Origin of the sequence: Cryobacterium sp. MP_M3 (assembly GCF_015752155.1) — a bacterium.
Classification (GTDB): domain Bacteria; phylum Actinomycetota; class Actinomycetes; order Actinomycetales; family Microbacteriaceae; genus Cryobacterium.
Genome location: NZ_JADOVI010000004.1, coordinates 275,904 through 288,297 on the forward strand (window position 1 = coordinate 275,904; position 12,394 = coordinate 288,297).

Annotated in this window: 14 protein-coding genes; 4 read left to right on the top strand and 10 right to left on the bottom strand. The window is 69.4% G+C overall.

What is annotated here, in order from left to right:
• Positions 1-10: 10 nt before the first annotated feature.
• From IWX89_RS07295 to IWX89_RS07315, 5 genes are all read right to left on the bottom strand, one after another.
• Positions 11-1,384, bottom strand: a complete 1,374-nt coding sequence (locus IWX89_RS07295) for a Wadjet anti-phage system protein JetD domain-containing protein (RefSeq protein ID WP_196902882.1) — start codon at positions 1,382-1,384, stop codon at positions 11-13.
• Positions 1,384-4,776: an ATP-binding protein gene (locus tag IWX89_RS07300; protein ID WP_196902883.1), complete on the bottom strand. Its 3,393-nt coding sequence runs from the start codon at positions 4,774-4,776 to the stop codon at positions 1,384-1,386. The genes IWX89_RS07295 and IWX89_RS07300 overlap by 1 nt, the downstream gene beginning before the upstream one ends.
• Positions 4,773-5,498: a DUF4194 domain-containing protein gene (locus IWX89_RS07305; protein WP_307836460.1), complete on the bottom strand. Its 726-nt coding sequence runs from the start codon at positions 5,496-5,498 to the stop codon at positions 4,773-4,775. Before IWX89_RS07305 ends, IWX89_RS07300 begins: the two co-directional genes overlap by 4 nt.
• Positions 5,495-6,946, bottom strand: coding sequence for a DUF3375 domain-containing protein (locus tag IWX89_RS07310; RefSeq protein WP_196902884.1), 1,452 nt, complete (start codon positions 6,944-6,946; stop codon positions 5,495-5,497). The genes IWX89_RS07305 and IWX89_RS07310 overlap by 4 nt, the downstream gene beginning before the upstream one ends.
• Before the next feature lie 278 nt (positions 6,947-7,224).
• Entirely contained in the window at positions 7,225-7,635 is a 411-nt protein-coding gene (locus IWX89_RS07315; RefSeq protein ID WP_196902885.1) for a DUF2256 and DUF3253 domain-containing protein, read from the bottom strand.
• A gap of 188 nt (positions 7,636-7,823) precedes the next feature.
• On the opposite strand from IWX89_RS07315, the gene IWX89_RS07320 reads away from it, so the two are divergent.
• Positions 7,824-8,651: an alpha/beta fold hydrolase gene (locus IWX89_RS07320; protein ID WP_196902886.1), complete on the top strand. Its 828-nt coding sequence runs from the start codon at positions 7,824-7,826 to the stop codon at positions 8,649-8,651.
• Between the two features lie 8 nt (positions 8,652-8,659).
• Positions 8,660-9,367, top strand: a complete 708-nt coding sequence (locus IWX89_RS07325; RefSeq protein ID WP_231382979.1) for a triacylglycerol lipase — start codon at positions 8,660-8,662, stop codon at positions 9,365-9,367.
• A 43-nt stretch (positions 9,368-9,410) separates the two neighbouring features.
• Here IWX89_RS07325 and IWX89_RS07330 read toward each other — a convergent pair whose 3' ends face one another.
• Complete coding sequence (locus IWX89_RS07330; protein WP_307836461.1) at positions 9,411-9,689, bottom strand: HigA family addiction module antitoxin; 279 nt, start codon at positions 9,687-9,689, stop codon at positions 9,411-9,413.
• Positions 9,690-9,720: 31 nt separating this feature from the next.
• Positions 9,721-9,855: a type II toxin-antitoxin system RelE/ParE family toxin gene (locus IWX89_RS07335; protein ID WP_196902889.1), complete on the bottom strand. Its 135-nt coding sequence runs from the start codon at positions 9,853-9,855 to the stop codon at positions 9,721-9,723.
• A gap of 11 nt (positions 9,856-9,866) precedes the next feature.
• Between IWX89_RS07335 and IWX89_RS07340 the strand changes: the two genes are divergently transcribed.
• Positions 9,867-10,109 carry a YccF domain-containing protein gene (locus tag IWX89_RS07340; RefSeq protein WP_374220498.1) on the top strand — a complete coding sequence of 81 codons (243 nt, stop codon included), beginning with the start codon at positions 9,867-9,869 and terminating at the stop codon, positions 10,107-10,109.
• 9 nt (positions 10,110-10,118) lie between these two features.
• Here the strand turns inward: IWX89_RS07340 and IWX89_RS07345 are convergent, their stop codons facing one another.
• Both IWX89_RS07345 and IWX89_RS07350 read right to left on the bottom strand, forming a co-directional pair.
• Positions 10,119-10,391, bottom strand: coding sequence for a type II toxin-antitoxin system RelE/ParE family toxin (locus tag IWX89_RS07345; RefSeq protein WP_196902890.1), 273 nt, complete (start codon positions 10,389-10,391; stop codon positions 10,119-10,121).
• Positions 10,388-10,609 carry a DUF6290 family protein gene (locus IWX89_RS07350; RefSeq protein ID WP_196902891.1) on the bottom strand — a complete coding sequence of 74 codons (222 nt, stop codon included), beginning with the start codon at positions 10,607-10,609 and terminating at the stop codon, positions 10,388-10,390. Before IWX89_RS07350 ends, IWX89_RS07345 begins: the two co-directional genes overlap by 4 nt.
• A gap of 255 nt (positions 10,610-10,864) precedes the next feature.
• On the opposite strand from IWX89_RS07350, the gene deoC reads away from it, so the two are divergent.
• On the top strand, positions 10,865-11,557 hold the full coding sequence (deoC, locus tag IWX89_RS07355) for a deoxyribose-phosphate aldolase (protein WP_196902892.1): 693 nt from the start codon (positions 10,865-10,867) through the stop codon (positions 11,555-11,557).
• A 45-nt stretch (positions 11,558-11,602) separates the two neighbouring features.
• Here the strand turns inward: deoC and IWX89_RS07360 are convergent, their stop codons facing one another.
• Entirely contained in the window at positions 11,603-12,394 is a 792-nt protein-coding gene (locus IWX89_RS07360; RefSeq protein ID WP_196902893.1) for a GntR family transcriptional regulator, read from the bottom strand.

Genomic DNA, 12,394 nt, shown 5'->3' on the forward strand with positions numbered 1-12,394 from the left:
TTCCTCCGGGCTACCTGGCGGCGGCCGGCCGTTCTGCGACGGCTCGCTCGAGCAGCTCCAGGGCGACTTCCCACGGGATCCGCTCCTGCTCCAGCCGCACATTCCCCTCCGAACGGATGCGCTCCAGCACCCGCTGCTCCCCCGCCGTCAGCGTCGAATAGGTTCCGGCGGCCGCCTTCGGCTCCGGCACCCAGAGGTCGCGGAAGGCGAGCAGGGTTTCCTCGTCCATCAGCACACTGGTGACATCCGCACAGTGAGAACGGAGCGCGTGCAGAATGGCGAAGCCGTCCGAGTCGAGGTCGCCCCAGTAGATGATGCGCCCGGACCGGATCCAGGGGATGCGGCCGAGGCGGGGTGCCGCATACCCGCCACCGTGCACGACGACGGCTCCCGGCAGCTCGGGCATCGCGAACATCGTTTCGAGGTTCTCGAACACGAAGACCACGCTCGGTGCGACGGGCAGGGCCGCCAGCTCGTCCACGGGAGCGATCACGTCGCAGATCCCCCCGGGCCGCAGCGCCGGGTCGAGGAACCGCACGCGCACCATGGTCGGCGCGTCGAGCAGCCCCAGCGAGAGCCGCCCGCTGACCGCCGCGTGCAGGCTCTCGACGACCGCGCGGTGCCGCTCGAGCCACTTCGTGTCGATCCCGCGAATCGGCAGCTGCCGAATGCGCCAGCCGGAGGCCGGATGCTCGGCGAGCCACTCCACGACGAGCACCAGGGTGCTGAAGTCTGACTCCGCGAGCAACTGCAGCGTGCGCCCGTGGGTGCGGATCGCAGTCGCCAGCGCGTCGACGGATGCCGCCCGCCCGGCGAACGCGCCGCGCACCACCGCCGCCCGGTCGCGCAAGGTTCTCCACTCCCGGCCGGCAGCGGCCCCGGCGAACGCGGCGATGGCATCCGCTCCCCGGAGCACGCACCGCTCGGGCACGCACTGTGCTCCGAGGCTCGGCCACTGCCGACCGCCCCAGGTCACCGAGAAGGCCGGAGCCGACACAGGCAGAGCCAGCACAGCCAGAGCCGACACAGGCAGAGCCAGCACAGCCAGAGCCGACACAGGCAGAGCCAGCACAGCCAGAGCCGACACAGGCAGAGCCAGCACAGCCGGAGCCGCCCCAACCAGCGCAGGCACCCCAACCGGCGCAGCCGGAGCCACCCCAGCCGGAGCCGTGGCGTCGCCGGCCACCGCCCGCCATTCCCGCACCCAGGCGATCGCCGCCGACTGGTCGGCGAGGGCGGAACGCTCGGTCGGCGGGTGCAGCACGATCTCGAGCAGGGCATCCTCACCGCCCAGCGCCGCCCAGTCGCGCTGGTCGGCCGTGACCTTCTTGAGCGCGCGGGCCCTGGCCTCGGCGACCGTCAGCATCCCGCGCGCGGGTGCCATCAGCGCTCAGCCCGGTCGGGCGCGGGCCCCGGCGGGGCATCCTCTGTGCGATAGATCACGGCCGCGGTGCGCGAGTCCTTGCGGGAGGCATTCGTGATCGAGGTGATGCCGCCGACATACGGTTCGATCGTCTGCAACAGCTTCTCAGGCGTGGCCAGGATCATGTGGAAGCCGAACTCCACGAACACGTCCATCGCCATCCGGGTGTAGCGGCTGTCGGCCTTGTCGAACGCCTCATCGAGGATGATCGTGGCGTACGACGGCAGTTCGTCTTCGTCGGCGGCGAGCTGGTAGCGCAGCGCCGCCGCGAGGCAGAAGATCACCAGCTTCTGCCGCTGACCGCCCGAGAGCCCGGCGCTCGAGTCGTGCACATTCACGGTGCGCCCGGCCAGGTCCACCTCGTGGGCCATGAACGTGACGTGCTGGCGGGTGTCGAGGCAGCGCCGGCTCCAGGCCAGGTCGGCGTTCTCGCTGGACGCGAGCCGCTGCATCAGCCGGTTCAGCACGGCGAAGCGCTGCTCGGCGGCGGCCAGGGTGTCCTCTCCCCAGGCCCCGTCGACGACGGTCTTCAGGTCGGCCATGAACTGCAGCACCTCGGGGGTGCGCCGGGTCTTCACCTCGATGCGCAGGTAACGCTCCACGTCGAAGCGCGACCGGCCCAGCGACGCGTTGACCGGGTCGATACGGTCGGCGATCAGCTTGGGGGCGTCACGGATGTCCGAGGCCAGGTGCCCGATCAGGTCGCGTGACTTGTCCCGCAGTAGCTTGAGGAAGTTGCCCTCGTGCTCGGGCAGTCCCCGCTCGAGGATCCCCGAGAGCAGCGCACGATAGCCGGCCCGGTCGTCGATGGAGATGGTCAGGTCGCCGGATGCCGCGGCCCACTTCGCCTTGAACGCGCTGGCACCGGCGATGAAGTCCGATTCCGCACGCCGGAGCAGAGCCTGCGCGGCGCTCGATTCCTTGTGCAGAACCTCGCTCACCTTGCGGCCGACCTCGCCGATGTTGCCGCGATCGATCTTGCGTTGCACCGAACGGTACCGGGTCTCCAGCCGGGCCACATCGGATTCGCCCATCACGCCGGGCTGGTCCTGCGCCCGCAGAATCAGATCGGCGATGAGCGCGTCGACCGTGGCGAGGGTGGCGTTGACCTGGCTCACCCGCAGCGCGGCCTCGCGAGCACGCGCGTCGGCTCCCTGGTGGCTTTCGCGTGCCTGCTTCTCCAGGCCGAGGGCATCCTGCAACTCGGTGTTGCCCGTGGTGAGGGCCTCGAGCTGTCGGCTCCGGGCGCGCACGAGCTCGTCGGCGGCCGCTCGGTCCAGTTCGGCCCACTCCTGGCCGACCACCCGTTCGAGCACCGTGCGGCGGCGGATGGCAGCCGTCTTCGCGGCGTCCGCCTGCGCGAGGCGCACCCCGGCCTCGTCCCTGCGCCGTTCGGCGTCGCGGCGCCGGGTGAGGAGCAGGTCGACCTTGGCCTCGTTGTCGGCGCCGAGGATCCATTGGGACCGGTCGTCGATGCGGTGACGGTCGTTCTTCTCGTAGCGGCGGGCGGACTTCTTCACCTGCCCGCCGATGGTCACACCGCGGTCCACGGTGTCGAGTTCGTCGGGGCTGTCGACGCAGGCGAAGTCGAACTCCGCGGCGACGCGCGCCTGGAGCCAGTCGTGGAACGGTCCGTCGCTGACCCGGATGCGGTGCAGCAGCGACCGGGCGGTGCGGGCGGCCCGGGGCTGGTCAGCGACGGCGGGCACCGCCTCGAAGACCAGCCGGGCGCCAAGGTTGCGCGCCTCCACCCGGCGCCGCACCTCGGGGAGGTAGTCGTCGCGCACGAGCAGCGCGCTCGCGAGGGGGAACACCACCCGTTCGATCGCGCCACTCCAGTCGGCGAACTCGGGCAGCACCTCGATCAGCTCGCCGGCGAACGGCAGGGCCGACTCGGTGACGCCGAGTTCCTCGGCCAGGCGCTTGCGGGCGAGCAGCAGCGCCGCCGGCAGATTGCTCTTTCGGGTGCGCATCTCGGTCAGCTCGCCGTCGATCGCGGCGAGCTCTCGCTTCGCCGCGGAGTACCGCTCGTAGTCGCCGTGCTCGTGGGCGGCGGCGGGCGCCGTCTCGGCGAGGGCCCGGCGGGAGGACTCGACGAGTTCGGCGAACTCCTCTCCGTTCGTGGGGGCACCGTCGACGCCGACGCCGGCGAGTTCTTCGGCGAACCGGCTCCAGCGGGTGGCGGTGGCCGCGGCATCCTTCACCGCGTCGTTCACGCGCTCCTGCATCTGGGCGGCATCGGACCCGCCGAGTTGCAGGGCCCGGCGTTCGGCGGCGCGCAACAGTTCGGCGGCCTCGGCGAGGAAGGCATCCGTGGTGCGGGCGTCGTCGACGGCGCGTGCCTGCTGGGAGCGCAGCAGCCCGCGTTCGTCCTCGGCGAGGCGCAGGGTCAGCCGGTTCTGGAACGGGTCGATCAGGTCGCTGAGCCGGTCGGCCTCCGCTCCCGCGGTCGCCGCGCTCTCGTAGCCGGCGATGGATGTCTCGAGCGTCTTCAGGTGCTCGGCCTGGCGGCGCAACTCGACGACGTGCTGGTGGGCCTGGTTGAGTTCGCCGAACTGCTCCACGGCGTTCTTGGCCCGGGCGAAGGTGGCCGGTTCATCGAGCATGAAGTCGCGGAACAGCTGGTCGAGGCTGCCGAGGTTCTTCGCCGACTGGGTCTTGTGCAGCAGGTGCAGGGCGTTCAGGCTGCCGATGCCGAGCAGGCGGCGCAGGCGCGAGTAGAACGGCGCGTGCGAGCCGGTGGTCGTGACGACCGCGTTCGGCCAGGCGCTCTTGATGCGCCGGGCCTCGATTCCGGATGCCACGTGCTCGCGAAAGTCGAGCAGGCTCACGTCGACCCGGTCGATGAAGCAGGCGTCCTTGAGGTCGGCCTTGTCGACGCTGGACCCGCGCAGGTGGAACAGGCGCGCCAGGGTGACCGGGGCATCCCGTTCGTTCTCGAAGCGGAGCAGGATGCCGCTCCAGGTGGCGGTCTTGCGCAGGTAGGTGCTCACCGCGCGGTCGAGGGTCTCGTCGGCCTCCTTGCTCCACGCCCCGCGCACGTAGCTGACCAGGGTGCGGTCGTCGTTGCGGCTGGTGGAGTCCTGGGCGGCGGCGTTGAAGCGCAGCCACTTGTCGGGGGTGAGCACGGTGCCGATCGCATCGAGCAGCGAGGACTTGCCCGAGCCGGACGCCCCGGTGAACAGGTGCCCCGTGCGGGCGACGTCGATGCGGTGGTGCCCGTCGAAGGTGCCCCAGTTGAGCAGCTCCACCCGGGCCAGCCGCCACTGGCCCACGTGAATCGGCCCGTTCGCGGCCGGCTGCGCTCCGGGCTCGAGCGAGTCGTCGAGGCCCGTCATCTCGAGCATCGTCATGCGGTCATCTCCTCGGCAGGGTCGGGTGTTGCGTCATCCGTGAGGTCGGAATCAGCATCGCCGACGCCACCGACATTCAGGTCAGGACCGGTCCCGCCCTCGGCGATCCGCCGGTACTCGCCGCTGATCGCCGCGATCTGCTCGGCGTCGACGATCAGCCGCAGCACGGGCGAGATCTCGGCCCGGTCCTCGGCGCCGGCCTGGTGGATCACCCGCAGCGTGTTCTTCATCTTCAGCCAGGTGGAGTTCAGCCGTTTGTTGAAGTCGGTTTCGTCGCGATCCACCGTGCGGTAGACCCGCAGCTGCTCGAAGACGTCCTCCTGCCCCACGATCACCCGGCCGTCGCCCTCCCCGGCGAGCAGCATCTGGCGCAGCACGAGCAGCATCGCCGTGTCGAGGAAGGTGAGCGCGGCGGTGCGCACGGTGCTCGGCAGCTTGAGCTCGGTCGTGCTCACATTGCGCACGAACGCGAACTCGCCGACCCGGTCGACGACCAGCTCGAGGAACAGCTCGTGCAGGCGAGAACGGATGCCCACCTCGTCGGCCAGCAGCGCCGACCACAGCGCGGGGGCCTTCACGCCCGACAGGTAAGGGCCCTTGATCAGCTCGAGCAGCGCCCGCCGCGCCTGCTCGCCGATCACGCCGGTGTCGCCGGGCCAGAGGGCGGCGGCGGGCGCGGCATCCGGGCCGATGCCGGTCGCGGTGCTGAAGTCGTCGGTCACAGTAGTCTCCCCGTGAAGCGGAAGATCGGAATGTCGGCGGCGCGGGCCCTGTCGTCGGAGCCCAGCCAGCGCACCGTCTCGATGCCACCCGGCGCGGTGCCCTGGTTGGCGGCCAGGGTGAGCAGCCCCACGACGCTGGCCACCCCCTGGCTGGCCGGATGCCGTTCGAGCACCTCCCGCACGGTGCACTGCGGCGCCTCGGCCAGCACCTCATTCACGTTGCCGACGAGCTCGGCGAAGTCGATCTCGGTGGCGCGGGCGAGGGCGCGGAGTGCCTCGAGGTCGGCGACGCCGGCGACGTGCTCCTCGATCGGTGCGCCGGCGTCGAGGTCGGCCGGGTCGTGCAGCCGGATCGCGCCGACGCTGCCGAGCGCGACCGCCGAGAGTTCGAGGTGCAGGGTCGTCGGCTGGTAGGGCCTGGTGTGCCCGGATGCCTCCACGCCGGCGGCCAGCGCCGTGCGCAACAGCCCGCGCAGCACCCGGTCGCGCTGGTAGTCCTGGGACTGCACGTAGCGGCGCAGCCCGCGGGCGAACGCAGTGATGACCTCGTGGATCTCGCCGCTGTGGTCCTTGAGGGTGCCGATGAAGCGGCGCAGGTAGCGCCGCTGCGCCGGGGTCAGCTCACCCGCGAAGTCACGGGCCAGCACCCGCTCGATGTCGTCGTCGAACGCGGCGCCCACGGCGGGGTCGAGCACGAGCGCGGAGAACCCGGCGAAGCTGCGGCCCTCGTCGGACTCGCCGATCAGGTCGACGCCGCGGAACACCTCATCGAGCACGGTGCGCTGGGTGTCGTCGGATTCGACGATCCGGGCCCGCAGGTCACGGTTGAGGGTCTCGAATTCGGCGCGCACCCGGGCGAAGTCGGACGGGATCTCCTCGGCCTGGGCGAGGATGTCCCGCACCCGTTCGAGCGCCCGGGCCGCATCGAGGGTGTCGAGGTCGCCCGAATGGATCCGCTCGATCTGCGCGTCGATCCGGTCCCGCTGCGCGTGCAGTTGCTCGAGCCGCCGGGTGGCATCGGGATCGGTTTCGATGGCCAGTTGGCCCAGCTGCACCCCGATGCTGGCCAGCCGCGACTCGGTGACGGTCTGCCGGGGTGCGGCGAGCTGCTCCAGAAAACGGATGGCGCCCAGCGCGCCCGCTGCCAGCTCGAACGTCTCGCCGCGCGCTTCCTCCGCGGGGCGGCGGGTGAGAAAACCGGCCTTCCGCCATTCGGCGCAGTACCCCTGGGCGCTCTGCGGCAGCTCGAAGCCGTGGCCGCGCAGCGCCTCGAGGTCGTGGTCGAGGCGCTCGTAGAGTTCGTCGGTGGGCAGACGCCGACTTTCGGCGCCGAGATGCTCGCTGAGCAGGGCCGCGATCACGGGGGCGTTGTCGGCCCGCAGGAGCCGCCAGGTGGCATCCGTGTCGACAAGGTGTTTGAGCGCGTGGGTCTGACTCAGAGCGGACACGGGTCAGACCTCCTTCGGCTCGGGGCGGGGCGGGAGCGATGCAGAAGCGAAGCCCCCGAATAATCATGCCGCATGGCGGGGATATCGGTGGTCGTGTCGCTGAGCTGAGCTCGAACGTCCACCCTCCGTGCATAACTCCTGCAAATCGGTGACACTCCCGGCACGTTCCGCGTGATTACGCGAGTGGAAATATGGGCATTCAGAATTTGAAGGAGTTGTGCCCGCCACGCGCGGGTCAGAGCGCCAAGGCCCGCATTCGCCGCGTGGTCGGAGCCAAGCTACCGCACCCGCCGCAACCGAATCGGCCCCTTCGCTGTCGACGGATCGACCACGGCGCCGCCCTGGGTGATCTGCAGTTCACCGCGGGCGACCATGCGGCGTGCGGCTCGTCGGGCCGGTTCCATCAGTTCGCGCCACCCCTCCCCGCCGACCACTTTCGCCGCGTCGGACGGGCAGATCGTGGCATCCGTGGCCCGCGCACTGAGCAGCGAAACGATTGTCTCCTCAAGCCGGAGGTCTGTCGCGCTGACTCCACGAGCGCGGCAGGCGGCCGAGCAATACTTCACCGAATCCCAGTTGTTCGCCCACTTCGCGCGCCACTCGATGCGCCGCCCGCACGAGGAGCACGTCTTGACCGCCCGGCCACCGGTGGCGTCAGGATCGGTGGGTGTTCGTTGACGGTGGGCCATGCCTTCTATCCTGCGGGATTGCGGGGACCTGGGCATCCTTCCGGCCAGACCACCGATCGGCGCCGCGGGCGTGACGAATCCAGCCGGGAGCCGTCTTATCAGTGACGGATGTCCCCGCCCGCGACTTCTCAGACCGGCCGCCCCCTCAGGGCGCTAGGATTCCCGACCTGAACCCGAAGGAAACCCCCGTGACGAGCACCGACCGTGTGCGTGCCGAACGACGACGCGTAGCCGCCGTGACTGCCCGTGGCCGCAGAGTCGAGGTGGACGGGCATCAGTTCACGGTGCACTCCATCCCCAGCGCCTCCCGGTCGTCGGAGGCGCCGACCTACCTGCTCGTGCACGGCATCGGGGCGTCGCACCGCTACTACCGCCGGATTCAGAAGCGTCTGGCTCTCACCGGGCACACCCATTCGGTCGACCTCCCCGGGTTCGGCGGCACCCGCAGGCCCGCGCGGACGCTCACCGTCGAAGAATACGGCGCCCTGCTCGGCCGGCTGCTTGACCAGCTCGCGGTGCCGCGGGTGGTCGTGGTGGGCCATTCGATGGGCGCCCAGTTCGTCACGGAGCTGGCCCGGCAACGCCCGGATGCCGTCTCCCACCTGGTTCTGATCGGCGCCGTCACCGATCCCCGCCGGGCGTCGGCGCTGCAACAGGCGATGGCCCTCACCCGGGATGTGGTCAAGGAGCCACCGTCGGGCAACCTGATCGTCTTCCAGGACTACCTCGAGTGCGGCCCGCGCTGGTTCTCCACCGAGCTCGTCCCCATGCTCGAATACCGCACCGACCTGGCCCTCCGCGAGGCGCGTTCCCCCACCCTCGTGGTTCGCGGCGCCGACGATCCCGTCTCGGGCAGCGACTGGTGTGCCGTGCTGGCCGCCGCCGCGCCACACGGGCAACTCCTGGAAGTCCCGGGGCACCGGCACCTGGTGCACCACAGCGCCGCCGCGCAGACCGCCGCCCGCATCGAGGAACACGTCCGGCAGCATCCGCCGGTCGCGCGGCCGGCCCCATGAGGCACCGTTTGCTGAACCCCCGCCTGCTGAGCCGCCGGCTGCGCGAGGCCAGGTGGTGGATGCTCGACTACGTGTACGCGGCGACAGGGCAGACCCGCGCCTTCTTCTCCCGCGCCCGGCCGGCGGACTTCAGCTCCGGCGGCAAGGCCCCGATCGTCATCATCCCCGGGGTGTACGAATCCTGGCAGTTCATGCGGCCGCTGATCCAGACCCTGCACGACCACGGGCATCCGGTGCACGTGGTGGCGGCGCTCGGCCGCAACCGGCGTTCCCTGACGGATGCCGCCGCGACCGTCGCCGCTTACCTTGACCGGGAGAACCTGACCGGTGTCATCATCGTGGCGCACAGCAAGGGCGGCCTGATCGGCAAACAGCTCATGGCGACCAATGACCCCGGCGGCCGGGTGAGCGCGATGACCGCGATCAGTGCTCCTTTCGCCGGCTCCCGCTATGCCCGTTACTGGGTCGTTCCGAGCATCCGTGCCTTCGCCCCCGCCAACGCCGCCCTGCACGGCCTCGGCCTGGACCGCCGGGTCAACGACCGCATCACATCCATCTACGGGGTCTTCGACCCGCACATCCCCGAGGGCAGTGAACTCGTCGGCGCCCGCAACATCCGGCTGAGCGTCGGCGGGCACTTCCGCATCCTCGGCGACCCGGCGACCGTGCGGGCCGTGCTCGACGCGGTGACGGATGCCGCCGGGCCGGCCGTCTGACCCCTCGGCCTAAGCGTCTCATCCTCCGGAACGTGGGCGCCCATTACCCTGCGAGCGGGAGAACCTTCGGCCGAGGCTTCTGCTTTTCGTTCCAGAGGTCGTGGGCAGTCTGCATTCCCAGCCAGAGTTCCGCGCTCGTTCCCAGAAGCAGGCTCAGGCGAACTGCCATGTCTGCGGTGACGCCAGAGTGGCCATGGCGGAGGCGAGAGAGGGTCGCCCGAGTAACGCCGAGGCGCCGTGCGGCCTCGGCGAGGCTCACCTCCCCGAGATAGTCCTCAAGCAGCAGGCCCGGGTGGGGGGGGGGGTTGTGCATTCCGGTCATCTTCGGTCAGTCCTTCCTGGTCGCTCTTTGTTCAGTGGTAGTCCACGTAGTCGAGGAGCACGACATCAGTGCCCTCAAACGAGAAGGTGAGACGCCAATTCCCCGAAACCCAGATCGCGTAGTGGCCCTCCACGTTGCGGCCCGATTCGCCCTCCCCGTGCAGCACATGCGGTCGCCATGAGGGCGGAATATCGTCCACCGACACGGCGTGGTCGAGGACGCCGAGAACGCGGGCATCGGGTCCTTCCTCGGCAACCTCGTCTGGGTGGTGCTGGCCGCTGGCGGATCGCCCTCACCCACCTCGTCTCGGGCATCGCGCTCTGCATCACGATCATCGGCATCCCGTTCGGAATCGCCGACTTCAAGCTGATCCCGGTCGCGCTCCTGCCGCTCGGCAAGCAGCTCGTCGACCTGCCGTAGGCCCGCTTCCTAACCCTTTCGATAGATTTCGGACCGGTGCCCCAGGCCGACTGCAATCAGAACCAGTACGTCGTCGTGAATCTCGACGATCAAGCGATAATCGCCGATACGGAAGCGCCAATAGCCTGAGAGGTCTGCGGTCAGGCGACGCCCCCGCTCACGCGGGTCATCCAGGTCCAGCAACCCGTCCAGGTATTTCTTCACCCGGATCAGCGCTGATCTGTCGAGTTTTCGGGCCGCGCGATCGAATTCCGCCGTAGTTTCCAATCGCCAGCGGCTCATAGCCCGAGTTCAGCCCACAACTCATCCGCAGGCCGGCTCTTCTTTCCGGATTCCTCCCACTCGCGAATGACCCGATCGGCCCAATACCGTTCTTCCAGGTCATCGAGATGCTCGTGGATCGCCTCGCGAACGTAAAAGGTCTTCGAGCGCCCCGTGCGCGCCGCGAGCTGCTCAAGACGTTGTTCATCCTCGGGAGTCAGTCGTACTGAAATGGCCACGTGAACCTCCTTGAGATACAAGTATCTCACGCGCTCCAGACATCCGAAGGAATCTCGCGTTGTGGCGACGCTTGGTATCGTTGAGTACCGATGGCCGTGTGGTCTCCGTTGATGAATCCGGCGAGTCCCGTAGCGGCCCCGATGTGCTGCGCCGCCGCGGCATCCATCTCGATGCGTCATTGCCGCCGCGCACAACGCCCTCCCCGCCAAGCTGCAGGGCATCCCCGAACTCATCACCAACCAAGGACTAGCAACATGACCTCCCTCTCCCCCGACGCCGCCAGCGTCGCCCGCCAGATCGACCACACCCTGCTCACGCCCGAGGCCACCGCCGCAGACGTGACGGCCCTCATCGCCGAGGCCATCCGGCTCGGCACCTACTCCGTCTGTGTCTCGCCGTCGATGCTGCCGCTCACGATCCCTGCCGGCGCCGACCTCAAGGTCGCGGTCGTCTGCGGTTTCCCCAGCGGCAAGCACCACTCCGCCATCAAGGCCGCCGAGGCCGCCCTCGCCATCGAGCAGGGCGCGGACGAGGTCGACATGGTCATCGACATCGGTGCGGCCGAGGCCGGCCGTTTCGACGTCGTGCAGGCCGATATCGCCGCCGTGCGCGCGAGCGTTCCGGTACCGAAGGTGCTCAAGGTGATCATCGAATCCGCGGCGCTGACGGATGCCGAGATCGTCGCCGCCTGCCAGGCATCCGTCGCCGCAGGAGCCGACTTCGTCAAGACCTCCACCGGCTTCCACCCCGCCGGCGGGGCGACCGTGCACGCCGTTCGCCTGATGAAGCAGACCGTGGGCGACCGGGCCGAAGTCAAAGCGTCGGGCGGCGTGCGCAGCTACGATGACGCCCTCGCCATGCTCGCCGCCGGCGCGAGCCGCCTCGGCGTTTCGGGCAGCGCCGCACTGCTCAGCGGTGCCACACCGGTCCTGACCGGCGCGTACTGACCGCCGGCGCCGACGTCGCCTCAGCCTGCCCCCGCCGGAGTGCCTCTAGTTAGGGTTATGTTGCCTTACCGAGAGCGACCCGTGACCGGGCGCGACGACACATTTTGCGGCGTAGATGGGAACTCCGCCGTGCTCCGCTGTCTGGGTGAGGATGAGGACCGCCGCTGACGGCCCTATGTTCAGCAGTTTCGCTCGCGTGGGGCCAGCGTCGGTTGCGACGATCTGGCACACGCCGTTTGTGAAGACGTGGCCGTTGGCCTGCATGGAGGCGAGGAGTGTCCGTGGCTCGGCGGCGAGCTCCGGGAGTTCGGATGCGATTCGCGCGCTCACCTCACTAAGGTAGCGCCCAGCGGGGAGATGCTCTTGAACAGTGGCAACGGGAATGCCATCCTGCAGCAAGACGCTCTCGCGGATCCAGGCGTTGGCAGCCGGGTCGAGCGAGAGCCGGTGGGCCACGAAGTCTGTAACCCCTTCCAACTCGAAACGCACCGGCTGGACAGCCAACGTCATGTTCGGGTCGGCTAAGGCGATCTCAAATGGCCGCAGCTGCTCCAGTCCGCCGTGCGGGATGAAGTCCGTGACGAATCGCCCAACTCCGCGGCGGGTGACAAGTAACCCGTCTTCTTCGAGGAGCATCAGCGCCTCGCGTACGGGTGTGCGGCTGACGCCGAGCATCGCCGAGAGCTCCGTTTCCCTCGGTAGCATTTCGCCGAGCCGGAACACGCCGGAGCGGATTCCATCCGCGAGCCGCGTGTAGACGGCGACTCGAATCGGCTGGCCGACGGCGAGCTGGAGCTGCTGGTGCAAGAACGGGTGCGATTCCAAACGGGTCGTCAC

Bases quoted from the DNA above. Each gene is read 5' to 3' on its own strand.
- IWX89_RS07295 (WP_196902882.1), bottom strand. From the start codon at position 1,384: ATGGCACCCGCGCGCGGGATGCTGACGGTCGCCGAGGCCAGGGCCCGC.
- IWX89_RS07300 (WP_196902883.1), bottom strand. From the start codon at position 4,776: ATGACGATGCTCGAGATGACGGGCCTCGACGACTCGCTCGAGCCCGGA.
- IWX89_RS07315 (WP_196902885.1), bottom strand. From the start codon at position 7,635: ATGGCCCACCGTCAACGAACACCCACCGATCCTGACGCCACCGGTGGC.
- IWX89_RS07330 (WP_307836461.1), bottom strand. From the start codon at position 9,689: ATGACCGGAATGCACAACCCCCCCCCCCACCCGGGCCTGCTGCTTGAG.
- IWX89_RS07340 (WP_374220498.1), top strand. From the start codon at position 9,867: ATGAGGGCGGAATATCGTCCACCGACACGGCGTGGTCGAGGACGCCGA.
- IWX89_RS07345 (WP_196902890.1), bottom strand. From the start codon at position 10,391: ATGAGCCGCTGGCGATTGGAAACTACGGCGGAATTCGATCGCGCGGCC.
- deoC (WP_196902892.1), top strand. From the start codon at position 10,865: ATGACCTCCCTCTCCCCCGACGCCGCCAGCGTCGCCCGCCAGATCGAC.